Here is a 25,251-nt window from a genome sequence, read left to right on the forward strand (position 1 = left end):
CCTTACCTTCTATCGAATTGAAAATCATAGCTCCCAATGGTGAAGCGATCCCCATTACGAAGCACATGCTGGCGCATGCCAGGCGTATTATTGATAGTAATGCCATTGGTACTACCAAGATCAAAGATGGCAAACTGTCCGTCTGCTTGATATTTGATCTGTGCATGATAGCGAGAGACGCGCTTATCTTCTACAATAATATCATTGCTCAGTTGGCGACCGATATTAATAATAGGTTTTTCAATTTGATAGACTTGCGGTCCCGCCTGTGGTAGCCGGATCGTCAGTTTAGCATATGGGATCTGTTGGGACTGAGGAGGCACCGTCTGAGCATACTCTCCGCTCGGATTGCTGTATCCTGTTCCACTACTGTGAGCGGGCTGATGAGCGCTATGGCTGGTACTCCCTGTGCGCTGATGAGACGCTGAAGGTTTATGAGCGGGAGCAGAGTTACCTGTAATCCCAGGGAGATTCTGTCCAGCGGGAAGCTGAGCACGAATCTGCGCCAGCTGCTCGGGAGTCAGGGCCTGAGTATGCATCTGTCCCTCGGCGTTGCCGCTCTGCCGATCAGCCAGCTCTGTTTCGATGCGAACAATTCCCATTCGGAGAGAGCTATCGGCATGCAGGCGGATAATCGGCATCGTTCTCAGCGTAAAATGGCGCTGGCGAGCGACCTCAACGAGGTGGTTCTGCCAATCGCGGATCAATGACGTCTGGCTATTTGCCATCTGTTGATGATCTTTGATGCTAAGAAAGATGTCGTAAACATTGGGCGCCAGACGGCGGCCCTCGCTTTGCAGCAAGGTATTATCGGACATCGCCCGTTCAAGCTTCCGTTCCAGTTCGACTGGCTCCAGCCGAGATGGGAACAGGCGTGCAAAGGGGCCCTCAACCATGCGCTGCATAAACGCTTCTAATTTTGTTAATGGGTTTTGGCGAGCTTTCAATGGCTCACCCTCCTGATCTCAAGTATTTGACGTGCGCTCTGAATATCAGAGGCAATTTGCGCCTTCAGGGCGTCGACTCCTGAAAAGCGTTGTTCGCCACGTAAACGTTCAATGAACTCTATTTTCAGATGCTGATCATAGAGATCCAGATCGACATCGAGAAGGTGTGCTTCTACTAATCTCTCTTTTCCATTAAACGTTGGACGCACTCCAATATTGACCACGCCTTGATACGTGGATACGTCATGCTCTACACGCCAGGCGCGGCCATCATGTAATGAGCAATAGACTGCATAAACCCCATTAGCTGGTAGCAATTTATGCGGTTCAGGCAGAATATTCGCCGTTGGAAAACCAAGCAACCTGCCACGTTTATCGCCGTGGCTCACCACTCCATCAACGATCACAGGATGACCCAGCAAAGCATTGGCCTCGCTGATCTGCCCTTCAGTAACCAGGGTCCGAATGCGGGTGCTACTGATCCGCGCCTCTGCAGCTTCTTCCAACGGGATTCCCAGGACCTGAATATGATGATCTTGACCATACTGTTTCAGAAACGAGACATCCCCTTTCCGATTATGGCCAAGGCTGAAGTTTTCTCCTACGATCAGCCCACGAATCGAGAAGCGCTGGGTCAGAGCATCCATAAATTCTTCTGCGGACATCGCAGCTACTTCTGGCGTAAAGGTAATCACGATATGATCAGCAACCTGACCATAGCGAGCAGCCAGGGCCAGTTTTTCGTTAAGCGTGGTTAAAAATTGGGCCTGGATATCGGGTCGCACCACGATAATGGTATGTGGAGCAAAGGTCACCAGGACCGGACGGCAGTGCAGCTCCTGTGCTTGCAGCCGCAGTTTGTGCAGCAATTGCTGATGTCCCAGGTGGATGCCATCAAAATTACCAATCGTGATGGCAATCGGCTCATTATTTGCTAGGGTTGTCTGATATTCCATCGTGTTGTTATTCATCTACCAGGCCATCCACTTGCATGTGTCGGAGGCCTTGTTATCCTTTGTCTTCTTTCGCTAATAGTACCACAGCCGATGCACGCTAGCAATAAGACCAGGATGTCGATTTTTAATGTACGATTGCTTGTTAGAAGGTCAAAACCTGGTACGACCGATCGAGCGATGCAACGTGCTGATCTGGTGGATCGGGCAGAAGGGTGGTTAACTTTTCAGTACTTTTTTGGGCTGCCAGAGCTGCTGGTTCGCATCCCAGGTAGCAATTGCCAGAAACTGTCCATCCTCATTATAAATACGTGCCAGGTCTGCCATGGGTTGAACAGTAGGATGAGAAAAAGTATTACCGTGGAGGACGCGTTCAATCGTGGGGGCATCAAGATAGAGGGCAGGATACTGGTGCAGGGCAGTATCAGCAGGGAAAAGATAGCTCTCTATGCTCTTTGTTTCCAGAGCCAGGGCTAACTCCTCTATTGTTACGCTCTCGGTGAGCGAGAAAGGGCCGCTACGCGTACGAATCAGCCCGGTCAAGTAAGCTCCACAGCCTAGATATTCACCCAGATCATATGCCAGAGAGCGAATATAGGTTCCTTTGCTGCAAGAGACTGCCAGCGTGAGATGAGGATGCTGCCAATCGAGAATCGTGAGCTCTGAGATCTCAACTGGACGTGGCGTAAGCACGACTTCTGCCCCTGCACGAGCTAGCTTATAGGCTGGCTGACCCTGAATTTTAATCGCAGAATACCTGGGAGGAAGTTGCATCTGTGGGCCCAGAAAATGGGCGCAAGCCTCCTCAATCTGAGACAACGTCAATGCTTGCAGAAGAGCAGGCTCTGCACTTCGAAGGACGGTCCCCTCAGCATCATAGGTATCGGTCACAGCCCCAAAAGTGATCTCTGCCTGATAGGCTTTGCCACTCTCGCTGAGATATTCGGCGACGCGGGTTGCCTGACCCACACAGATTGGTAAGACACCGCTGGCGGCTGGGTCCAGCGTCCCGGTATGGCCAACCCGCTTCTGCTTCAGCAATTTGCGAATTTTAGCCACAACATCATGCGATGTTAAGCCCAATCCCTTGTTGATGTTGAGAATTCCGTCCACAAATGTACCATTCCTTCTTTTCTATGCTTGAGCTGACTGCTCTTGTAGCTGCTGATCGGTGGCCTCAATCTGTTGCACGATCTCCTGGATTACCAGCCTCGTGGCCTCTGCTAAGGGCTGATGAATGGTTGCTCCAGCCGCTCGAGGATGACCACCACCTCCCAGGCGCATACAGATAGCAGCGACATCATAAGGAGCTGTGCTCCGCAAGCTGACTCGTGTCAGAGAAGGATCACCATAATTTTTAAAAAAAGCGGCAACCTGGACACCTGCGATATCCCGCAGAGACCCAACAATCGCATCATCCATATCAGCGGTAGCGCCAGCCTGGGCCAGCGTCTCATCATTGGCATACGACCAGAGCACACGTCCAGCCAGGGTGGTCTGGATATTGTTGGTGGTAGCTGCTTGCAAACGCAATTGAGCCAGAGGACGCGTACGGAAGAGGGGCTTCACAATCATTTCAGCAGTTGCGCCAGCCGTCAGAAGGATTGCACCAACCTCCATGGTACGTGCGGAAGTGCTGGGATACTGAAATGAGCCTGAATCAGTAATTAAACCGGTCAGCAGACAGATCGCAGCATCTTTATCGAGAGGAAGGCCTGCCTGTTGTTGGAAAAGGACAATCAGCTCAGTCGTCGAGGCCGCCCCGGTCTCAATAATATTGACCGTCCCACATCCTTCGCTACTGACATGATGGTCGATATTGATAATCGTTGCCGTATCCAGGAAATGCCGATGCTGCTCATAGAGAGCTCCATAACGGCTCAGTTCACCAGCATCCAGAGCAATGACAAGATCAAATTGTTCATCGCCCAGCGTTGTTTGCAGCGTCTCAACATCAGGCAGAAAAGAGAAAGACGAAGGAGCAGGATCTGCACAGGCAGGTACACAGTCTTTTCCTAACTGGCGTAACATATGGGCAAAGCCCAGGGCAGAACCCAGGCAGTCTCCATCGGGGCGTTCGTGTGCAAGCAATGCAATGCGTTTAGCAGCAGTAATGAAATGCATAGCCTGCTGGACCTTAGCAGCAGGGAGCTGCTGTTGAGCCAACGGGAAGTCTGATGAGGCAACTATCTCACTCATTCGGCCTCTGCCTTCTGTGTAGGAGTCTCTTCCTCAACGGAAGCAGCGCTGGCGAACTGCTCACTCTGTACTTTGTTCTCCTGATCTTCAAGCTCAATCCTGTTCAAAAGATCAATGATCCGCGCTCCTTCTTCAATCGAAGTATCCAGCTTAAAGACGAGCTCTGGCATATAGCGCAAAGTAATACGGCTAGCCAATTCACGGCGAAGATAGCCAGAGGCATTTCTCAGTCCCTGCATTGTCTCTTTCTGCTCTTCGGGCGTTCCCATCACACTGACAAAAACTTTGGCGTGGCGAAGATCACCACTTACTTCAACGTGCGTAATGCTCGCAAAGCCAACCCGTGGATCTTTCAGACGTGTACGTAAGAGCTCACTCAATTCTGCGGCGAACAATTCACCTAATTTTTCTTGTCTATGTGGATTTGCCATGCAACCTCTCCTTGTAGACCATTGTAGACCATTGTGGGCACAAGGCCGCTTTGTCGCAAACGCAACAAAGCGGCCTTAAAAACGGTGCTGCTATCTTGTTCAGGCTCCCGGAAGAACGCGCTCCTGAGAGAAGGCTTCAATAATATCACCAACCTCAAATTCGATGAAATCTTCGAGAACGATTCCGCACTCATAGCCGCTGGCCACTTCACGGACGTCATCTTTCCCACGACGCAGAGAACCAATCTTCCCCTCATGAACCTTCTCACCCTTACGCAATAGACGCGCCTGCGATGAGCGGGTTAACTTCCCATCAGTAATACGGCTACCAGCAATAACCGTTGTCTTACCAGCTTTAAAGATCTGGATGACTTCGGCATGGCCGTCGATAACCTCACGATACGTTGGTTCAAGCATACCAACCAGAGCGGCCTGGATATCATCGATGAGCTTATAGATGACATTATAATAGCGAATATCAACGCCCTCTTTCTGAGCCTCGCGCTGTGCTGCACCATCAGCCTTCACGTTAAAGCCGATGATGATCGCGCCAGAGGCACCAGCCAGATGGACATCGGTCTCGCTAATATTTCCAATTCCCTCGTGAATCAGGCGAACCTTCATGTTATCTTCGCCCAGTTTGGAGAGGGAGCCTTTGATAGCCTCGGATGATCCCTGAACGTCGCTTTTGAGAACGACGTTCAGTTCTTTGACTTTGCCCTCTTGCATCTGCATGTAGAGCGTATCAAGGCTGACCTGGCCTAGAGGCATGGTCTCCAGACGGCGCTTCTCGGCCTCGTCTTGAGCCATCTGCTTAGCTGTCTTCTCATCAGCCGCGACCTCCAGGCGATCACCTGCATTTGGGACCTCGGGCAGACCCAGGATACTCACTGGAGTGCTTGGGGTGGCCTTCTGAATCAGCTTGCCGCGATCGTTGAACATCGCTCGGACTTTACCAGCGATACCACCAACGACGATATTATCGCCGCGCTTCAAGGTACCTTGCTGAACCAGAACCGTTGCCGTGGCACCGCTATTCTTCTCCAGTTTGGCCTCAATGATGATACCAGTAGCCAGACGATCAGGATTGGCACGAATGTCCTGGACCTCAGCGACCAGCAGAATATACTCGAGCAGTTCATCGATACCTTCGCCACGACGGGCTGAGATTGGTACACAGACGATATCGCCGCCGTATTCTTCAATCACGACGCCGATCTCCGTTAACTGCTGTTTCACACGGTCGGGATTCGCGTTGGCCTTATCAATCTTATTCAAAGCAATAATGAGTGGCATCTTGGCAGCCTTGGCGTGGTCAATAGCCTCACGCGTCTGAGGCATCACACCGTCGTCAGCAGCCACTACAATAATCGCAATGTGGGCGGACTGGGCACCACGAGCGCGCATAGCGGTAAAGGCTTCGTGACCTGGAGTATCCAGGAACGTGATCTTCTTTCCGTTTACCTCAACCTGATATGCCCCAATATGCTGAGTAATACCACCAGCCTCACCAGCCGCAACTTTGGTCTTACGAATGGTATCGAGCAGAGAGGTTTTACCGTGGTCAACGTGGCCCATAATGGTAATAACTGGTGGAATGACCTCGGTGCGATCCGTCTCTGCGGCAATCGACTGCGCTTCTGAAGCTGATTGCTTCTGGACCGCGGGCGTCGTCGTCATGGTGCTAGGGGAAGGCTCGAAGCCAAGGTCTTTGGCAACCAGAGCAGCCTTCTCGTACTCAACCACCTGATTGATGCTCGCGAAAATGCTATGCTTTTTAATCAGGTTGCTAATCACCTCAATCGGAGAGACGCTCAGGAGCTCTGCCAGATCTTTCACCACAATCTGTGGCGGAAGAGAGATAGGGCCAGTTGGTTTCTCCTTTACAGGAGCTGGACGGCGCTCTTGTGGTGGACGTGCTGGAGCATTCGCAGGTCGATTTGACTGTCGATTACCATTGCCACCGCTATGTCCTGGTCCACCAGAACGAGGGCCTGCTGGTCCACCAGAGCGGCCACTCCCACTACCTGGGCGCGGACCATTGGATTGTCGCTGTGGCGGGCCATATGATCCCGGTCCCTGAGGCCCCGGGGCATTCCCTGGCATGGGAGGGCGCTGCTGCTGTGGAGCTCCAACGTTGGAACGTGGGGGCTGATTCTGGAACCGATCACGATTCATTGGTGGGCGCGGGCCTCCAGCATTGTTGCCAGGGCCACCCATGCCAGCGGGACGTGGGCCACCTGCATTATTGGGTCCATTCATTCCAGCGGGGCGCGGGCCACCCGGGTTGTTGCCAGGGCCACCCATGCCAGCAGGACGTGGGCCATTGTTATTACGATAATTCGGATTAGGACCATTGGGTCTGGGATTCGGGTTGCGTGGCCCTCCCTGCCCCATTGGTCGCTGGGCTGGTGCACTTCCAGATTGCGCTGGACGCGCATTTGTCTGAGTGGGTGCCGAAGCACCCTCGGTGTTCTCATGCGTATCAGTTGAAGCTGTTGGAGCATTCTGCGTAGAAGGATTAGTTGGACGACGCCGAGGCGCTTGCTGCTTGGGTTCTTGTTCCTGGCTACCTGGTGCAGTCTGTTCTGGTTTCGAGCGAGCAGGAGCTTTAGGTTTCTGATTAGGTGTCGTAGATGAATTGCTCTGCTCGGTACCACCGGGAATTTCTGATATATCTCTCATGAAGAAGACTCCCTCCTATCAAATGGTGTGCCATAAGTGGCGACGGAAATCTCTCTTCACAGCCATAAAAAAGGTCTGCCGCCCATGCCTAAAATGTCTATCTATATCAAGAGGCAAGGGGACAGACCCTCGTGGGGTGCAGTGCCAGGCGTATCTACGTCTGCGCTCTCCGGCGTAGAGGCTATGTTTATCTCATCATAGCTGATCGCTCCGCAAACATTCGCTTACAACTGCCCTGCATACGAGGGGCTGTGTCTCTATAAAGAGTAGAGAAAAAATGACACATTTTTCAATCCTCATCTAACCCGTAGATCAGATGCCAGCATTGAACATTTCTATCCTTTCAAGGGGATAGTGACAATATACATTTACCTCACCTCAGTATAGCGCACTCTCTAGATCCTTGCAAGTTCATGCAGGACGCTTGAATCCTTGCATGAAACAGCATAGGAGGCTATTTAGACGCGATACTATTGGTTGAGCTAGACGGTTGCGTTTTACCTTTGGGAGGTCTGGCTGGGATGGGCTCATCGGCAGGCAAAGTGGCCATATACGCCTCTAATTCGGCACGATCGTCGTCAGAGATGGTCGTCTCCAGCTCATTTTCCAGCCGTTTCTCTTTCAATGCCTTCTGCCAGCAAGAGAGCTTGGCGCAGAGATATGCTCCACGCCCAGACTTTTTGCCGGTAGCATCGATCTGTACATGCCCATCAGGAGTGCGCACGACGCGTAAAAGCTCACGTTTTGACTTCATCTGCCGACAAGCGATACACGTCCGCATCGGGAGATGTTTAGGTTTTGGCTGTTGTTTTGGGGCTGTTTTTGCCATACGACCTCCTTTTCCTCATTAGTCCCGTTCGTAGCCATACGAAGATTGATGTCGGCGATGACCGGACCTTTGGGAGGAGCCGCCTCCACGACGATCGCGATCACTGCCGCCTCGACGGTCGTTTCCGCCACGACGATCACTATTGCCAGATCGATCAGAGGGACGCTCACGACGTGGGTACGAATTGACGGGCTCGGCTGGCTCCTCAGGTCGTACATCGTAGTTCTCGCCCTCGACTGGCTTCGTAACATCTACGCGCCAACCAGTCAATTTTGCGGCAAGGCGCGCGTTCTGCCCATCTTTTCCAATGGCCAGGGAGAGCTGCTTCTCTGCAACGGTTACCACAGCCGTATGATCGCTCTCGCGCAACTCGACGCGCAACGGCTTCACCGGACTGAGTGCGTTCGCTACATACGTAGCGGGGTCAGCGCTCCACTGGATGATGTCAATCTTCTCATCGTTAAGCTCACTGACGATCTGACTGATACGAGAGCCACGAACACCAACGCATGAGCCGATGGGGTCAAGCCCTTCCTGCCGCGCAACCACAGCTACTTTTGAGCGGCTCCCTGGCTCACGTGCAATGCCTTTGATCTCAACGGTCCCTTCGTAAATTTCGGGCACCTCGGCTTCAAAGAGACGGCGCACAAAATCACGGTGAGCACGCGAAACGACAATCTGTACCATGCGACCCTGGGTGCGACGAACATCAAAGACCAGAGCCTGCATATAGGCCCCTGCCCGGTAATTCTCCGTTGGAACCTCTTCGCTAAAGGGCATCACCCCTTCAACTTTATCCACCTGATTGAGATCAAAATCAATCAGCCAGCCTCGCAAAGGGTCTTTCCGGGTGAGGCGGCCACGGCGAATCTCCCCCATCCAATTTTTAATCTGGTCATACAGGTGCTCGTGCTCGGCCTCACGAATACGTTGTAAGATCACCTGCTTGGCAGTCTGCGTGGGAATGCGAGCAAAGATAAAGGATGAATCGACGTCAATAAATTGGCCCAGGGCAGCGTTAGAGATCAGGCGCTGAGCCTCTGCCAGAGAGATCTCTTCATTCGCATCATAGACCTGAGCCACCACGCGTTTGGACGCCCAGACGTGGACTTCACCGTTTTTGTCAACCTCAATACGTACATTTTCGCCGCCGCCAAAGCTTTTGCGGTAAGCGGCTAAGAGAGCAGTGGCAACAGTCTCCATGACTACTTCGCGGGGTAGACCCTTTTCGGCAATTAATTGTGCGATAGCTGTCTGAAATTCGCTCTTCATATGCCATGTTCCTCCCGCCGGCGTCCGGTAGTAATTACTCAATTTTTCGAGTGCACCAGAAAAAAAGCCTCTGGCAAACAGAAAAGTGGGGGCTGCCCACTTTTCAAAAAGTTTTCTTCAATTCTGTACGAACATTAAAAAGTATAGCATGCATCATCCCGTCTGGCTAGCTCGTATGGAACTTTTTTTACTACGCGCATAGCCAATCTGAGCACACCAGAGATGTGCCCTCAAGAGGGGACGGTATCTGTACATTGGTACATTATCTACAGTTTTGCTATCAGAAACGACAGGGATTCCACCTTACATGCGTTTCTGTCATACGGAGGAAATTATACCACAGATTGTCACAAATGGAAAGCCCCTATCCCAACTATACTGCTTTCTGAGCCTTCAAATGCTCTCTTCGTTACCGTTGCGGGGCGCAGTGATTCTCTCTAGCCAGGTGAGATGATGCATGGCTTCGGAGGCGGTCGTCCCACACATGTCGATCGATGGTTGAAGCAGGCTACAAACTGGTGGGCGCTCAGGGTGCCCAAAGATCTTGCAACGATTATCACTGCTCAGTTGCACACAACGCACCCCCGCAGGTTTGCCATTGGGCATTCCTGGAATCGGAGAGGTAATAGAGGGAGCAATGCAACATGCCCCACAACCGGCGCGGCATTCCATGATACGCTGACCTTTCTTCCTGCCTCTCTTCTTAAAAAGCATCGGGCAATCTGTCTCGATAGTGTACTGCGATGACCTGAAAAGATCAATCCCTGGCTTCAATCCGTACAAACCTTCCATTCCTGTGCTCAATGATGGAATACCATTGTATACTTATACGCGTATATATATGCAAAACACTATCCTTTTAGAAGCAGTGAATGGATCTCTACTTCAGTTGTGCTATACTTTTCAATAGAGCTGTGTCTGAAGTACAAAGCACAACAAAGGAGTACTGCAATGGCTGTGTCGCATATCATAGAGGATGAAAAGGCACTTATTGAGGCAATTCGCGAGATCGCACAGGAAAAGGTGGCTCCTAGAGCCGCTGCTATTGATGCCTCCGGCGAGTTTCCCTGGGATATGAAGGAGCTTTTAGCACAGCAAGATATTCTGGCGATGCCCTTTCCTGCTGAATATGGTGGCGTGGGCGCAAGTGAGTTGGCGACGGTGATGGCTATCGAAGAACTTTCACGCTCCTGTGCCACAACAGGCTTAATTCTCGCTGTCCAACAACTCGGAAGCACCCCTATTCTGCTGGCAGGCAATGAGGTGCAGAAACAGACCTATTTTCCACGCTTAGCGAGCGGCGAATGGCTAGCAGCCTTTGGCCTCACTGAGTCAGGATCGGGATCGGATGCTGGCGCAATGCAGACCTTTGCAGTACGGCGCGGCGACAAATATATTCTCAATGGCTCAAAACGCTTTATTACTAATGGTGGGCTGGCTCAGGTCAATAGTATCTTTGCGCTCACCGATCCAGCTAAGGGCACGAGTGGAATTAGCGCCTTTATCGTCGAAAAGGATTTTCCTGGCTTCTCGGTCGGTCGCATTGAGGAGAAAATGGGGATTAAAGGTTCACAGACGGCTGAACTTATCTTTACCGATTGTGAAGTGCCCGTTGAGAATCTTCTGGGACAGGAGGGCGAGGGGTTTAAAATTGCGATGATGACGCTTGATCGAACCCGCCCGGGCATTGGCGCACAGGCAGTAGGTCTGGCTCAGGGCGCGCTAGATCTGGCTGTCTCCTATGCAAAGCAGCGCGTACAATTTAATAAGCCCATTGCCGACAATCAGGGCATTCAGTTTATGCTGGCCGATATGGCGACGAAAGTTGAAGCTGCACGCTTACTGGTCTATAACGTGGCTGAGATGATCGATCGCCATGAGAAACAGATTAGCAAATATGCAGCTATGGCCAAGCTCTTTGCTTCCGATGCCGCTATGGATGTCACAAACGACGCAATTCAGGTGCTGGGTGGTTATGGCTACATGAAGGACTACCCCGCTGAAAGAATGATGCGCGATGCGAAGATCACTCAGATCTATGAGGGGACTAACCAGATTCAACGCCTGGTGATTGCTCGTGCATTGCTGACAGAGCTCTGAAGGCTCGCTTTTCGATGGCCTATCTTGCGCTCTCTCAGGACGTTTTGCGCTCCTCTCAAGTACTTTGAGATCAGAGGATACTATACGCTATACGCTAAAAATCGCTCTACTGGTAGAGTATGAGCTAAACATGTTATACTCTCTTACGGGATCTGAAAAATGTCTGATGCGATAGAATGTATTGAAACCTATATGAGGAGCTCGATTAAAGAATGGATCAGGTACGTGCGTTTTGTGAGGAAGATCGAGCCGGGTTGGTTGCGCTAGATAATCGAGAACGCCCTCCATATCGGCAATATACGGTTGAAGATCATCGCCAGATTGATGCACAGCGCAGTCCACATGAGGTTTATCGACGCCTCGTTGTAGGAGAACCCATCGTTGCTTACCTTGAGGTGGTTGATATGGGGACAACTCCCCCAGGCTTTCGCAGCGTCAAAGGGACCTGCGAAATTGAACTCTCTGTAGCAAAGGAGCAACGGAGACAGGGAATTGGCAGCGCCCTCTACGAGCAAGCGCTACACTTTGCTCGCGAGCGCAATGCTAACACCCTTCGAGCCTGGTTTTATCAGTATGGCTCCGAAACAGATGGCATCGATTTTCTTGTCCACCGTGGCTTTGTAGAAGAGGCACAGCGTCAGACCTGGCAGATTGACCTTACCCGGTATGATTTTGCTGAGTTAGAGGAATATGCCGCTTCTATGGAATGGCAAGGGATTCGCATACTTGCCTATGGCATTGATCTTCTCGATACACCTGAAGGACGACAGAATCTCTTTCAGCTCGACAAAGAGCTCGAACATATTCCGCCAGAAGCCGACTATACTTCCTGGGTTCAGTCCACCATTGAACAGACTGATTGGGAGAAGGACGTTTATCTGATCGCTGAACTCAATGGCAAATGGATTGCCTGTTCCAGTGCAAAAACCTTTAATCGAGAGGAACGGATTGCACGTATTCCTTATACAGGGACGCTACCAGCCTATCAAGGTCGTGGTATTGCCACGACGCTCAAGCTTCGTGTGATGCAACGGTTACAGCAACAGGGCTACCGAATGCTCCTAACCTCCAATCGCAAAAATAACGAACCCATTCTCGCCATCAATCAACATTTAGGCTTTCAGCCCGGGCCAATCGAACTAACATACAAAAAAATGCTTCGTTAAGTAAAATCCGCTTTCTTCGTTATAGAGCAAAGGAGTTGCGCTATTTTGTTAACTTTTTCAACTCAGCAACCGGCACTGGATCAGGTGCTCGAGCTGCTCATTCAATCCTTTGAAGAGGCCTTTCCTGATCGTATTCGTAGCTATTATGTTGAAGGTAGTCTGGCCAATCGAAGTACGGTTAGCACAAGCGATATCGATCTCCTACTTATCTTCAAAGGGCGTTTTGTCGATGAAGCTGAAAGTCAGCGGGTCGAGGCACTTGCTGAAAGGCTGGCACAGACCTCTCCTATCGAGCTTGACCTGGACTGGAAGGATGAGCTACGTCTACAAGAGGGCGTCTGGCCCGCCCTGAAGTTTGGTAGCGAGCTCGTGTATGGTGAAGAGATTAGAGATCAGTTGCCTTTAATCTCTTTAGAGCAATGGACACGCGATCGCATGCACTCTTCTTTTTGGCGCACAGGACACCTGTTTCATAGGACGCTCCCTCTCGATTATCCGCTTCAGTATCCCCAGCCCGATGAGGAGTTCTATGGCTATGATCAACGAACGGTACAACTAAAAGATGGTCGAGAGGTAAAGAGCACTCGTGATCTTATTCGTCTGGTAGGCTGGTCTGCAACGGCCTTGATTGCTTATCAAGCTGGACAATATGTGGCTCGAAAGAGTGACTGTCATCAAATGTATCGAAAATATGTTGCAGATGACCAGTTGGCGGATCTTTTGCAAGAGATTTATGAGCTCTGTCGAGGACGGTGGAACTATCTCTTACCAGAAGACCCGGCAGAGCGTCGGAAGCTTCGGTCTATTTGTGAGCAAACATTGAGGTTCGAAAATCATTTCCTCTTACTCTATAAAGAGTATCTTCTCCAGGAGCTGGCCCAACAGAACGTTTCTGCACAGCAACAGGCGCTCTTCTTTTTGAGGATGACTCCTTATCGGGATCAAACCATAGATGCGACGCTCAACGCACTCACTTATTCACCACACGAGGAGATTGCATTGACCGCAAAAGAAATCTTAAGGCCATTGTAAACGGGCCCCTGCTCTGACGCACTTTCTTAGCAGAGGGGCAGCACTACCACATCACCAGCTCACGATCAACCTCACCCAGCACAAAATCGAGGCTCCCAATAATGGCAATGACGTCACTTATCTTGTGTCACCGCAATAGTTCTGGGAGGATCTGAAGATGGACAAAAGATGGCCCACGGAGTTTGGCACGCCAGGGAATAGGGCCATCATCATGATTGAGTACAGGATGACGGCCACGACGACTATTTCACGTACGCTTTCACGACCTTGCAGGGCTTCTCGCCCAGGTTTCGCAAGGTGTATTCTGCAACGCTGGCTGGCACAATAATGCTCTCTGCAAAACGAAGCTCAATAGTCTCATTGTTGGCCGTGACAATCTCACACCGTTCGCCTTCTACCAGATTAAGGGCCACAAATTTTCCGGCAGTCTGGTCGTGAATGGCGTTGCTAAACTCCAACCGATGAATACCAAAGAAAAGCTCGTCGATATTCCCAATACTATATTCGGTCCAGTCCTCGCCTGAACGCAGAGCCAGCGGCTGTGGACAGAGGTTCTCTCGCACCCAGGAGGTTCTGCGCGTCTCGTCAATATTGGCAAAGGCATGCTCAAGATGTGTATGGCGCAGATTCCCGGCCAGATCGCTCCGCAGATAGTCGTAGATCTTAAAAGTATAGATATAAGGAGTTGCGCTGATCTCCAGCACGAGATTGTTCGCCCCGCTACAATGAACGGTGCCGCTGGGAATCAAAAAGAGATCATGTGGCTTAGCTGGCTGGCTATTCACATGCGTGTCGATCTCAAACGGAACTTTCCGTTCGCGTGCATTATAAGCGTCGGCTTTGAACCTCTCAATATCTGTCTCTTCGTGGAGACCCAGATAGACACGTGCATCCTCATCACAGGTCACAATATAATAGGTCTCATCCTGCGTAAAAGGCTCACCAAATTCATTGCGAATATAATCCACACGCGGATGCACCTGACAGGAGAGGTTGGTACCGCCCATCGTGTCTAGATAATCAAAACGAATAGGGAAATAGCTTCCATAACGTGCGGCTACCGGCTTCCCTAGAACTGCATCCGTCTCTTGCCAGAGTAGATAATCAAATGAACACTCTACTGCTTCCGTACCATCCCCTAGCAACAGACCATTCTCAGGTGCGATCAATTCAAAGGACCAGGCATAATTAGGTTTCTCAGGTGGCAGGCCGAAGTTTTCTTTCATCCACTGCCCACCCCAGACCCCAGGCGCAAACCAGGGCTTGACACGAAACGGCTGCTGGGATAGCTCATGCAAGACGGCCCGGAATGCAGTCCCCAGGATACTCCGTGGCTCTGCACTATCTGTCCCATCCACAAAAATGGTGATCTTGCTGAGCGCCTGCCGCTTGATTCGATTGAGCATCTGCCAATCAATAAAGTAGAGATGCTTATACGTCTCACCGTATGGATACTTTTTGTGCAGACCGACATTACACACTCGACCATCGCCAGCCAGCTCCTGTCCACGATCCTTTGGCACATCCACATAGATCTGGAAACCATTAGAAACCAGTAGAGAGGCTCCAAAACCAGATAGAACTGTAATGTCATCTGTCTCCGCCAGGCGCTCTTTCAGCAGCGTAACTTGCTCGGGATCCCAGAGATCAGCCAGTGTCCCGTGAAAGATCTGCCCAAAGACTGGATCAGCCGTGAGATAGCTCTCAAGCTTCTGCTGAATTGCTTCTTCCGACAAGAAACACCCTTCCGTTGAAAGCCAGCGAGCCTTCAACCCCAGTCCCTCACAGGCAGCCTGCAAACCCGCAATAAACAGCTCCCATTGGATTCCAACAAAGCCATCAATAACGATAAACTTCTGACCAGTTATCTGTACTTGCTCCTGAATCAAGGTAGCCAGCGACTGCTGGCCAATCTGAATCGTCAGCGCTGAAAAATGATGAATAGGATGTGTTCGATACGTATATTCGTTATGAGGAGACATAAAATCCTTTAGCCCTTCTGGACAGTATAAATATGAGTGACAATGCAATCTCATACGATCAAAATAAAAGCTCTGGCCGTTGAGTCAGTTCGGCAACTCCAATCAGAGCCGCAGCATCTCCAAGCTGAGCCGCAAGCACACGTACACGCCCACGAGGCACAGTCCAGGCATGCTCATCTACGTATGCCTGGACCGCAGGCAAGAATTGTGTCGCTGAATGCATTATTCCGCCTCCAACGATAACAATATCAGGATCATACGTGTGAATTAATGAGACAATGCCAGCCCCTAATGTACGCGCAAACCAGTCTACAAGCGCCTGAGCGGCACTATCCCCCTGTCGAGCATGCGCAAATATAGCGTATGGCGTCGGCGGTAACTGTGGCTCAATCCCACCAATCCCGCGTTCAATCGCTTGTTGACTCAGGCCAGCAGTACCAATAAGTGCTTCGAGACAACCAATATTCCCACAATTACAGACTGGACCATCTTTCGCGATCGTGATATGTCCCGCGACACTTCCAAACACACTGCGCATCCCACGCATAAGCCGATTGCTCAACACAACGCCGCAGCCTACTCCTGTCCCTAGCGTCAGACAAAAGAGATTACTGGCCCCTCTCCCGGCCCCATGAGTGAGCTCGCCCAGCGTATACATACGAGCATCGTTCTCCACATAGGTTGGAAGGCCTGTCTCTTGAGCGATCATCTGTCCCCAGGGCTGGCCAATACTCTGTTCATAGGCCCCTTTCACATCCAGAATCACGCCCGAGATAGGATCGATAATGCCACGAATACTGATACCAATAGCAGCCAGGTGATAGATCAAACGATATTTCGCAACATACTCCAGCACAGTTGGCAGAGGTCCTTCGTCTGCTCTCCGCGCATCAACATCAATAACCTCCTGAGCAAGAATCTGGCCATCCTGTACCAGACCAACTTTGATGCGTGTTCCGCCCATATCAAAGGCCAGAACGATTGCGTCCCCCTGCATAAGGGCTCCTTCTCCAACTACCAACCCTGCTCCCAGGGCTATTCTTGTGAAGCAATAAACTCAACAGCCACACGAGCGCGATCTCCACGCTGAAGTGTCTGGGAGTACTCAAACGCTTTTCCATTGGCGAGATAAGCCACACCATCCAACCGGAGCAGTGGGCTCCCCAGTGCCATCTCTAACTGTCGAGCCTCCCACTGCCCAGCCGCCACTGCCTCCAGTGTACGCTTTCCACGCGCAATCGAAAGCCCATAGCGCTCTTGCAGATAGGTATAGAGCGAGCCCGTCGAAAAATCATGCAGATGCAGATCCGGACAGAGTTGAGCTGGAAGATAGGTAGTAGAGAGCAGTATCTTCTCTTCTGCAACGGAACGAAGCCGAACCAGAAGAAAGACCTGCTCACGTGGCTGAATGCCAAGATGAGACGCTACCTCAAACGAGGCCGGGACCATCTCCTGACGCAAGACCTCAGTCGTCAGCAGTAGACCCCGCCGCTGCATATCCTCATAAAAACCAAATGCTCTTTGCACAAATTGCTGCTGTAGTTTGGGTGAGGCAACAAACGTCCCTTTACCCTGAACCGTTCGCAATTTTCCTTCCTGTGCCAGATCGCCAATAGCGCGACGGACAGTAATCCGGCTCACCGCAAACTCGCGACAGAGTTCTGGCTCCGAAGGAATCAATGTCTCAGGAGCCCAGCTTCCATCCGCAATATATCCCTGAATAGCTTCCTTCACCAGATGATACTTTGGAACGGGAACAGATGAATGCTCAAGGCCATCAGCACCTGTTAACCTGTTTGAATCTGCCATCATACCTTACCCTCTCCCTGCTCTATTAGCCTGGCATGCTGAATGAAAGAGAGCTTAACACCCTCATTCCAGAGAGACTCATTATAATGAGTCAGACATATCGTTATTATGACCCAGCAAGCTCCATCTGTCAAGACAAAATAGTACTCAGATAGGACCTTTCACTTCCTGCAAAAGATCACCTGCTTCATTCATTTTTACCCGGATCGCATTTCCGAGTCTTCTTATAGGGGGCAAAAAATAAAGCTATTAACCAAAGCCTTTTTAAATCTGCATAGTGCATCGAACATACGAAATATTCAATAGAAGGCAGAGATACAAGACAAAAAGCCCGCTCACTACGTTCTTTTAACAGGAGAGCAATAGAAAGGGGAGATCAATGCAGATTCAACATGATGATATCACCGACGTGCCTGGCATCCGCGTTGGTCAGATAACCAATCTTGAGGCAGCAACGGGCTGCACCGTCGTCCTCTGCGACACGGCGGCAGTCGGGGGTGTTGATGTGCGCGGCGGAGCACCTGCAACCCGCGAAACAGATCTGCTGCATCCACTCTGCCTCGTCGACGAAGTGCATGCAGTCCTCTTGACCGGAGGCAGTGCCTTCGGACTGGATGCAGCGACCGGAATCGTACGATACCTTGCCGAGCACACCATCGGTTACGACACAGGAGTTGCCCGTGTGCCTATTGTGCCAGCAGCCGCGCTTTTCGATCTTGCGCTTGGTTCAGCAACCATTCGTCCAGATGCAGAAGATGGGTATCGTGCCTGTCAGCAAGCTTCTACCGAGGCCATCATCCAGGGAAACGAGGGTGCAGGCACAGGAGCAACGGTTGGCAAGAGTGCAGGCCCTTCCCTGGCCATGAAAGGAGGATTGGGCTCAGCGAGCGCGCAACTCCCTAATGGCCTCTGGCTAGGAGCCATTGTAGCCGTCAATGCCCTTGGCGACATCCTTGATCCACAGACACAGCAGGTACTTGCAGGAGCACGCAGCTCCCAATCAGGCACCAGCCAGACGCTTTTTGGCAACACCACCATTGCCGTCGTTGCCACCAATGCCTCACTCACAAAGGCCGAAGTCAATAAAGTGGCACAGATGGCGCACAATGGCATCGCACAGGTCATTCGACCTGCACACACGCCCTTTGATGGTGATACCGTCTTTGCTCTCGCCCTGGGGCCAAAAGCCAGCACGATCCCTGAGCCCGCACGAGCCGCGCAAAACGTCAGCCTACTTGGTGCTGTCGCCGCACAGACAGTAGCCCGAGCAATCGTCAAGGGGGTTCGAGCAGCTCAAGAGCTCCACGGAATCCCAGCAAGCAATCATAGATCTGGATATTCTAGCTAAATCAAGCTTTATAGAAAGAGTGTTATTTCAGTGTGGTCAAGCGAACTCCCATTCTGTATTGTGCAGCCTTCTACGGTTGTATCATTACAAATAACACAATGCCCCCACCAATCAGCATAAAGACAATACAGAGCAGAATGACAAGCACAAGCAAGTAGCTTCGCGAGCTCATCTGAACCTCTGGAGATAGATCCGCAGCACGTCTTTCGGGTCTGATGGGGAGCTCTCTCTTCGCGGTTAAGGTTTTCAAACCACCGGTAGCAAGGTCCCAGGAGTGTGTAGCAAAGTTGATTGCATGCTCATGATCAGCATCGTTCGCATATTCATAGGCTGACGCCAAAGGAGGAAGTGAGGCAGCTGAAGCCGCCTGCAAGGGGGAGATCGAAGGATTCGAGTGGGTCGGAGAGATCATAGTAGGGCGTCGAGGCATGGATCTCGGCGAACGAGCATCAGGAGGTGGCAACGTCACAGCTTTTCTCCACTCTGGACACTTCTGAGCCAGAACCGCAATCATAGTGACAGCATACAACGTACGCACTACAGTAGTGTTGTTCGACTACTTTTAATTGTAGTCAAATACCAGAGATACGCAAGAGCTCTATGACTAATGGGTGACCCCCTGGAAAGAACCGGGTCAGCATGCCTGCCTGCTCAAATGATGAGAAGATGCAGAAGCTGCGCGAGAATGCGACCGGTCGCGCCCCAGATCTGATCAGGGCCATACGTATAGAAATAGACAGTGCGTGCCTTGCCATCTCGCGTCCACTGCTCTGTATGCGCGATGTGCGGCTCCATTAAGGTCCTTAAAGGAATCAGCAAGAGTTCAGCTACCTCGCTCCTCTGCAACTGAAGCGCACCTAATCCCTGTGGAAGATAGGCCACCACTGGAGTAATCAGATAATTACTCACCACCGTAAAGACAGGCTCCAGCACGCCAAGCACCTGGACGAGATGAGGAGCCAGGCCAATCTCCTCCTGAGACTCCCGCAGAGCCGTCATCTCAAGTGAGAGATCGAGAGGGTCCACTTTGCCACCAGGAAAAGCAATTTCACCACTATGAGCTCGTAAAGCCCTGGCACGACGAATAAATACCAGATGAGGCGACCCATCTTGCTCAAATATCGCAACCAGGACAGCCGCCCTTTTCGCTTGCGGTTGATCTCCCTCAAGACCATCAAGGAGCAGTTCCGCACGCTCAAGCGGGAATAAACGCTTCTGTAATACCTGCACCAGATCGGTGCTCTTGAGCACATCCATACCCTTATTGTAGCACATTGAAGCCTGAAAACATACACTGGCGAGGGATTGCGTAGGTGTGTTACAATGTGGGTCAGAAAAATATCGGAGAGAAATGCGAAAAGGCTGAAGATTGTCTTGCATTTAGCGACGGCTTTTGGTATAATTGTATTATCGAGTGGGGGTATGCTTACGTTCTAGCGCTTTTTTACAGCGCCATGGCGTGCTTTCATGCGAGTATCGTTTCGTATCACCGTTCTGTAGGGCAATTTCTAGGTCGTACAAAAATATTCTTGGTTTATCAAGATATTTGACAGAAGACCGAAACGATGACCGCCAAAGCACCTCCTCCGATACAGCCCAAGTCCGATGGTACACTCCCCATGGTCACAACGTGCAGTGCAGTCCATCACGTTCTCTCTTGTTAAGAACTTTTCGGTCTGAAACGACCGACAGTATTGACCGCACAGAGTCAACAGGGTGTCGGCAGAGGGTGTAGTGTCTAAGACAAGGCAAAAACCGTGGTTCGAAGGGGGTTATCAACCCATGCAAGCACAAAAGCACGGCGACCTTTCGACAATGCCAGCGGCAAATCAAAAAAGCGGGCGGTACAGACGATGATCGAAGGAATTGACCCACAAGGGCATATGAACAGCAACACAGAAGAAGTAGAAGATTATAACCAGAATGATATGGCAGCGTTGCTGGCAGAAGCAGCCAATAATCCTATCAGCATCAAACGCGGCGATGTAGTCGAGGGCGTCATCGTGCGTATCGACCAGGATGAGATTCTGGTCGATATTGGTCTGAAATCAGAAGGCGTCCTGTCTACAAAAGAGCTGCCAGCCAGCGGCTATGGCTCGTTTAGCGAGCTCAGCCTCGATGACAAAGTTCTGGTCTATGTCATTCAACCAGAGACGTCAGAGGGCCATGCTGTCCTCTCTCTCAAACGCGCCAACACCGAGCGCCAATGGCGCATCGCCGAAGAGCAGTACAAAAACAATGAGCTCCTCAAGGCGAAAGTTATTGACTACAACAAAGGCGGCCTGATCGTTGACGTGGCCGGGATCCGCGGCTTCGTGCCGATCTCACAGATCCTGAATTTGAAACGCGAAGAGGTCGCTGCTGGTGGCGAGAGCCAGGAGACTGCAGCGAAGCTCCAGAGCATGAAGGATAAAGAGTTGCAGCTGAAGATCATTGAGATCAACCGCGCTCGCAACCGCTTGATCCTCTCAGAGCGTCTGGCCGTCCAGGAATGGCGCCAGCGTCGCCGCGAGGAACTGCTCGATGAGCTGAAACCCGGTGAGGTTCGCAAAGGTGTGGTCAGCAATCTGGCCAACTTTGGTGCCTTCGTTGATCTCGGAGGCGCAGACGGACTGGTTCATATCAGCCAGCTCGCCTGGAGCCGCGTGAATCATCCCAGCGAGGTCCTTCATGTTGGCCAGGAGGTCGAGGTTCAGGTCTTAAGCGTCGATAAAGACAAAAAGAAGATCGCTCTCTCGATCAAACGCGCAGAGGTCGATCCCTGGACAACCGTGGAACAGCGCTATACTCCCGGCCAGGTGGTAACCGGGGTGGTGACCAAGATTGCTCCTTTCGGTGCCTTTGCTCGGATCGAGGATGGCATTGAGGGTCTGATCCACCTCTCTGAGCTCACTCCTGGCACCGATGCAAAGTCGGTCCTCCACGAGGGTGCACAGCTCCAGTTACGCATCCTGCGCATCGACGCCGAACGCCGCCGCCTGGGCTTAAGCCTGCGCCAGGCCGATGAGATCGATGCCGTCGCCGAAGGGACAGAACTGCCCGAAGGCCCAACTGAAGAACAGTTTGAAGCCGCTGAGGCTCAGGCCGCTCAGGAGCAACAGGCTCAACAACAGCCTGCCGCACCTGCTCAACCTGAGGCCCCCGCCTTCTCACTGGAGTCTCTACCAGAGCACACCACGAAACGCGAGAAGGGCGACCGCCGCGATCGCCAGGAGCGCACAAACGAAAGTGGCTTGCTCAGTGGCCTCGCATCCGATGAGGGTGAGTTGACCGCTATGGCCGAGGCCTTCCGCGCCGCTGCTCGCAATCGCTCTTCGAAAGATGAGAACGAGTCAGCCGAGTAGTCTCTACTCTCGCGCCTTACTAGCAAGGTAGCAGGCTCTCTCCACCGCCCCGCCATTCTGTGAGGAATGCCACGGGGCGGTTTGCCATCTCTCGCATGTCGTCCCTTCTTGCGCTCGATTTCCTTGCACAGCCTTGACGTTGCAAAAAGAGTTGTAGTATGATGAAATACGCAGTTCGTTAAACAGTTAGGGGGGCGCCCCTTTCTTTCCCTGGCTCGAAGCCACTACTACTCTTTCCGCTCTTTCATACCTGAATAGATAGATCCTTTCCACGACCTTCTCACTGCTCATGTTCCTGTCTAGCAGTGCATAGGTCGATCGTTTTCGCGAGAATCGGGCAGATATTGCTAGACGGGAGGCTTACGGTTGGTATCCTTGACGCTGTATGATGGGTGTTGTATGATGAATCATATAGTTTACCTGAGCGACACAGAGGGCTCGGTTCCACCCTCTGCCAATGAAAGTAAAGGGGGGTGACAAACAGGTGAACGACAGAGATAGGTTCGATAAGTTCACGGAGCGCGCCAGGAAAGTCCTGAGTCTCGCTCAAGAAGAAGCTCAACGCTTCCAACATAATTACATCGGCACAGAACATCTTCTGCTGGGCCTGGTCCGCGAGGGCGAAGGCGTGGCCGCAAAGGTTCTGGCTAACCTGGGCGTCGAGCTCAATAAGGTTCGCAGCGCCGTTGAATTCATTATTGGCCGCGGCGATCGCATCGTTCTCGGCGAAATTGGCCTGACTCCAAGGGCTAAAAAGGTGATCGAGCTGGCCGTTGATGAAGCTCGTCGCCTGAATCATCATTATATCGGGACAGAACATCTCTTGCTGGGTCTGGTCCGCGAGGGTGAGGGAATCGCTGCTGGCGTGCTTGAAAGCCTTGGTGTCAATCTGGAAAAGGTGCGCACACAGACTATCCAGGTCCTTAGCCAGTCTGGGGCTCCCCATGAGCGCGATGCAAAGCACTCGAAAACCCCCACTATCGATCAGATGGGGATCGATCTCACCGCCGCCGCTCGCGCCGGCTCTCTCGATCCCGTTATCGGTCGCCATCAGGAGATCGAACGCGTTATTCAGATTCTTTCCCGCCGCAATAAAAATAATCCTGCTCTCATCGGTGAACCCGGTGTCGGTAAGACCGCTATCGTTGAGGGGCTGGCTCAGCGGCTCATCTCGGGCGAGGTTCCCGAAACCCTCGCCGGCAAACGCCTGCTGACCCTGGACGTTGGCTCTCTTGTCGCTGGCACCAAATATCGTGGTGAGTTTGAAGAACGCCTGAAGAAAATTATCGAGGAGATTCGCAATAGCCGCGATTGTATTATCTTTATTGATGAGGTACATACACTGGTCGGCGCTGGCGCAGCCGAAGGGGCTGTCGATGCCGCGAATATCCTGAAACCTGCTCTGGCACGTGGCGAGCTCCAATGTATTGGCGCAACAACTCTCGATGAGTACCGCAAATATATTGAACGCGATGCCGCTCTCCAGCGCCGCTTCCAGGAGGTCATTGTTCGTGAACCTACGGTCGAAGAGACGGTGGAGATCCTCAAAGGAATTCGCGAGCGCTATGAACAACATCATCGCTTAATTATTACTGATGAGGCTCTCAAGGCCGCTACCGATATGGCCAGCCGCTATATCACTGACCGCTTCATGCCCGATAAGGCGATCGATCTGATCGATGAGGCCGCCAGCCGCGTTCGTATGCAGAACTCGCTCGCTCCCCTCAATCTGAAGGAGGCTATGAAAGGTCTGGAGTCGGTCTTACGTGAAAAGGAAGCTGCCATTCAGCAACAAGAGTATGAATTGGCCGCCGAATTACGCGATCGAGAGGTGAAGCTCCGCGATCGTATCACGAAGCTTGAGTCCGGCTGGCACCGCGAACGTGGCAATGAGAAGCCAACGGTCGGCGAGGAGGAGATCGCTCAGATCGTCTCTATGTGGACCGGTATCCCGGTGATGCGCATCGCTCAGGAGGAGTCTCAACGCCTCTTACAAATGGAAGATGCTCTCCATGGTCGCGTTATTGGCCAGAATGAGTCGATTGAGAAGATCGCTCGCGCTGTCCGCCGCGCTCGCGCCGGCCTGAAAGATCCCAAACGCCCCATCGGGTCGTTCATCTTTATGGGCCCCACTGGCGTCGGTAAGACTGAGCTGGCCAAAACACTCGCAGAATTTATGTTCGGAAGCGAGGATTCTCTCATCAAAATCGATATGTCAGAGTTCATGGAGCGCCATGCTGCCGCAAGGCTGGTCGGTGCCCCTCCTGGCTACGTCGGTTATGAAGAGGGAGGTCAGCTAACCGAGGCGGTTCGCCGCAAGTCCTACAGTGTGATCTTGCTCGATGAGATCGAAAAAGCTCACCCTGATGTCTTCAATATGCTGCTTCAGATCCTTGAAGATGGTAAATTGACGGATGCCAAAGGGCGTACGGTGGACTTCCGTAATACGATCATTATTATGACATCCAATGTGGGTGCCGCTCTCCTCAATAAAGAGGCTTCCCTTGGCTTTAGACAGTCGAAAGATAAGGCGAAGGCAACGCAGAATGAATATGATGCGATGAAGAGTAAGGTGCTGGGCGAGTTGAAGAATACCTTTAAGCCTGAGTTCTTAAATCGTATCGATGAGGTGATCGTCTTCCATTCTCTACGTATGGAAGAGATGTACTCCATTGTCGATCTCCTGCTGAACCGCGTCCGCAATCAGCTCACAGAACAACAGGTGGAACTGGTGGTTCCTCAAACCGCGAAGGATTTCTTGATCGATAAGGGCTTTGACCCTCAGTATGGGGCTCGACCTCTGCGCCGTACTATTCAGCGCATGGTTGAAGATCCACTGGCCGAAGGCTTGCTCCAGGGCAAGTTCCACCCCGGCGATCTGATCGAGGCAAGTGTGGTCGATAATGATCTGGTCTTAGAGGTGCGTAATCGCATCGAGCAGCTCCCACCTCCTGCAACTCCGGAAGCCGCTCTTTCGGCTGGTAGTGAGGGCTCAACACCCAACGAAGCATAGTTTTCTGGAAGGGATGTGAGAAATCACGTCCCTTCTTTTTCTTCTTTTTGGCATGCTGTGGCTGGATGGTAGCGGTGGCTCCCCCACCTGAAATGTTCACCTTAAAACTCACAACTTTCACAAGGTTCAGTCGTATCTTTT

General features: G+C 51.7%; 21 protein-coding genes. 6 read left to right on the forward strand and 15 right to left on the reverse strand.

What is annotated here, in order from left to right; genetic code table 11:
* Positions 1-2 precede the first annotated feature (2 nt).
* The 9 genes from EL628_RS16230 to EL628_RS16270 form a co-directional block, all read right to left on the reverse strand.
* Positions 3-947, reverse strand: coding sequence for an FHA domain-containing protein (locus EL628_RS16230; RefSeq protein ID WP_126580968.1), 945 nt, complete (start codon positions 945-947; stop codon positions 3-5).
* A complete protein-coding gene (locus tag EL628_RS16235; RefSeq protein WP_126580969.1) occupies positions 944-1,918 on the reverse strand; it encodes a bifunctional riboflavin kinase/FAD synthetase in 975 nt (324 codons plus the stop codon). Before EL628_RS16235 ends, EL628_RS16230 begins: the two co-directional genes overlap by 4 nt.
* A gap of 201 nt (positions 1,919-2,119) precedes the next feature.
* Entirely contained in the window at positions 2,120-3,013 is an 894-nt protein-coding gene (truB, locus tag EL628_RS16240; RefSeq protein WP_126580970.1) for a tRNA pseudouridine(55) synthase TruB, read from the reverse strand.
* A gap of 21 nt (positions 3,014-3,034) precedes the next feature.
* Positions 3,035-4,099: a DHH family phosphoesterase gene (locus tag EL628_RS16245; RefSeq protein WP_126580971.1), complete on the reverse strand. Its 1,065-nt coding sequence runs from the start codon at positions 4,097-4,099 to the stop codon at positions 3,035-3,037.
* Positions 4,096-4,530: a 30S ribosome-binding factor RbfA gene (rbfA, locus tag EL628_RS16250; protein WP_126580972.1), complete on the reverse strand. Its 435-nt coding sequence runs from the start codon at positions 4,528-4,530 to the stop codon at positions 4,096-4,098. The genes EL628_RS16245 and rbfA overlap by 4 nt, the downstream gene beginning before the upstream one ends.
* Before the next feature lie 99 nt (positions 4,531-4,629).
* A complete protein-coding gene (gene infB, locus EL628_RS16255) occupies positions 4,630-7,215 on the reverse strand; it encodes a translation initiation factor IF-2 (protein WP_126580973.1) in 2,586 nt (861 codons plus the stop codon).
* A gap of 454 nt (positions 7,216-7,669) precedes the next feature.
* A complete protein-coding gene (rnpM, locus tag EL628_RS16260; RefSeq protein WP_126580974.1) occupies positions 7,670-8,044 on the reverse strand; it encodes an RNase P modulator RnpM in 375 nt (124 codons plus the stop codon).
* Between the two features lie 18 nt (positions 8,045-8,062).
* Complete coding sequence (nusA, locus tag EL628_RS16265; protein WP_126580975.1) at positions 8,063-9,316, reverse strand: transcription termination factor NusA; 1,254 nt, start codon at positions 9,314-9,316, stop codon at positions 8,063-8,065.
* A gap of 393 nt (positions 9,317-9,709) precedes the next feature.
* Positions 9,710-9,988 (reverse strand): YkgJ family cysteine cluster protein, encoded by a 279-nt coding sequence (locus EL628_RS16270; RefSeq protein WP_126580976.1) that lies wholly within the window; start codon positions 9,986-9,988, stop codon positions 9,710-9,712.
* 279 nt (positions 9,989-10,267) lie between these two features.
* Here EL628_RS16270 and EL628_RS16275 point away from each other — a divergent pair, with 279 nt between their 5' ends.
* The 3 genes from EL628_RS16275 (at position 10,268) to EL628_RS16285 (ending at position 13,614) form a co-directional block, all read left to right on the forward strand.
* Positions 10,268-11,416: an acyl-CoA dehydrogenase family protein gene (locus tag EL628_RS16275; RefSeq protein WP_126580977.1), complete on the forward strand. Its 1,149-nt coding sequence runs from the start codon at positions 10,268-10,270 to the stop codon at positions 11,414-11,416.
* Positions 11,417-11,628: 212 nt separating this feature from the next.
* Positions 11,629-12,582 carry a GNAT family N-acetyltransferase gene (locus EL628_RS16280; RefSeq protein ID WP_126580978.1) on the forward strand — a complete coding sequence of 318 codons (954 nt, stop codon included), beginning with the start codon at positions 11,629-11,631 and terminating at the stop codon, positions 12,580-12,582.
* Positions 12,583-12,627: 45 nt separating this feature from the next.
* Complete coding sequence (locus EL628_RS16285; RefSeq protein WP_126580979.1) at positions 12,628-13,614, forward strand: nucleotidyltransferase domain-containing protein; 987 nt, start codon at positions 12,628-12,630, stop codon at positions 13,612-13,614.
* Between the two features lie 43 nt (positions 13,615-13,657).
* Here the strand turns inward: EL628_RS16285 and EL628_RS31000 are convergent, their stop codons facing one another.
* The 4 genes from EL628_RS31000 to EL628_RS16305 all read right to left on the reverse strand — a co-directional run bounded on the left by EL628_RS31000 (position 13,658) and on the right by EL628_RS16305 (position 17,408).
* A complete protein-coding gene (locus EL628_RS31000) occupies positions 13,658-13,735 on the reverse strand; it encodes a hypothetical protein (protein WP_371859670.1) in 78 nt (25 codons plus the stop codon).
* A 121-nt stretch (positions 13,736-13,856) separates the two neighbouring features.
* Positions 13,857-15,596, reverse strand: a complete 1,740-nt coding sequence (locus EL628_RS16295) for a class I mannose-6-phosphate isomerase (RefSeq protein ID WP_126580980.1) — start codon at positions 15,594-15,596, stop codon at positions 13,857-13,859.
* Between the two features lie 58 nt (positions 15,597-15,654).
* Positions 15,655-16,593 (reverse strand): ROK family protein, encoded by a 939-nt coding sequence (locus EL628_RS16300; RefSeq protein ID WP_126580981.1) that lies wholly within the window; start codon positions 16,591-16,593, stop codon positions 15,655-15,657.
* A gap of 38 nt (positions 16,594-16,631) precedes the next feature.
* Complete coding sequence (locus EL628_RS16305) at positions 16,632-17,408, reverse strand: GntR family transcriptional regulator (protein ID WP_126580982.1); 777 nt, start codon at positions 17,406-17,408, stop codon at positions 16,632-16,634.
* A 376-nt stretch (positions 17,409-17,784) separates the two neighbouring features.
* Here EL628_RS16305 and EL628_RS16310 point away from each other — a divergent pair, with 376 nt between their 5' ends.
* Positions 17,785-18,753 (forward strand): P1 family peptidase, encoded by a 969-nt coding sequence (locus tag EL628_RS16310; protein WP_126580983.1) that lies wholly within the window; start codon positions 17,785-17,787, stop codon positions 18,751-18,753.
* Between the two features lie 70 nt (positions 18,754-18,823).
* Here EL628_RS16310 and EL628_RS16315 read toward each other — a convergent pair whose 3' ends face one another.
* On the reverse strand, positions 18,824-19,222 hold the full coding sequence (locus tag EL628_RS16315; RefSeq protein WP_126580984.1) for a hypothetical protein: 399 nt from the start codon (positions 19,220-19,222) through the stop codon (positions 18,824-18,826).
* 182 nt (positions 19,223-19,404) lie between these two features.
* Positions 19,405-20,004 carry an NUDIX hydrolase gene (locus EL628_RS16320; RefSeq protein ID WP_161975543.1) on the reverse strand — a complete coding sequence of 200 codons (600 nt, stop codon included), beginning with the start codon at positions 20,002-20,004 and terminating at the stop codon, positions 19,405-19,407.
* A 602-nt stretch (positions 20,005-20,606) separates the two neighbouring features.
* Between EL628_RS16320 and EL628_RS16325 the strand changes: the two genes are divergently transcribed.
* Both EL628_RS16325 and EL628_RS16330 read left to right on the forward strand, forming a co-directional pair.
* On the forward strand, positions 20,607-22,097 hold the full coding sequence (locus EL628_RS16325; RefSeq protein WP_218028933.1) for a 30S ribosomal protein S1: 1,491 nt from the start codon (positions 20,607-20,609) through the stop codon (positions 22,095-22,097).
* Positions 22,098-22,581: 484 nt separating this feature from the next.
* The gene (locus EL628_RS16330) at positions 22,582-25,110 is read left to right on the forward strand and encodes an ATP-dependent Clp protease ATP-binding subunit (protein ID WP_126580986.1); all 2,529 of its coding nucleotides are present in this window, start codon (positions 22,582-22,584) and stop codon (positions 25,108-25,110) included.
* Positions 25,111-25,251: the final 141 nt, after the last annotated feature.

This window comes from Tengunoibacter tsumagoiensis (genome assembly GCF_003967535.1).
GTDB lineage: Bacteria > Chloroflexota > Ktedonobacteria > Ktedonobacterales > Ktedonobacteraceae > Tengunoibacter > Tengunoibacter tsumagoiensis.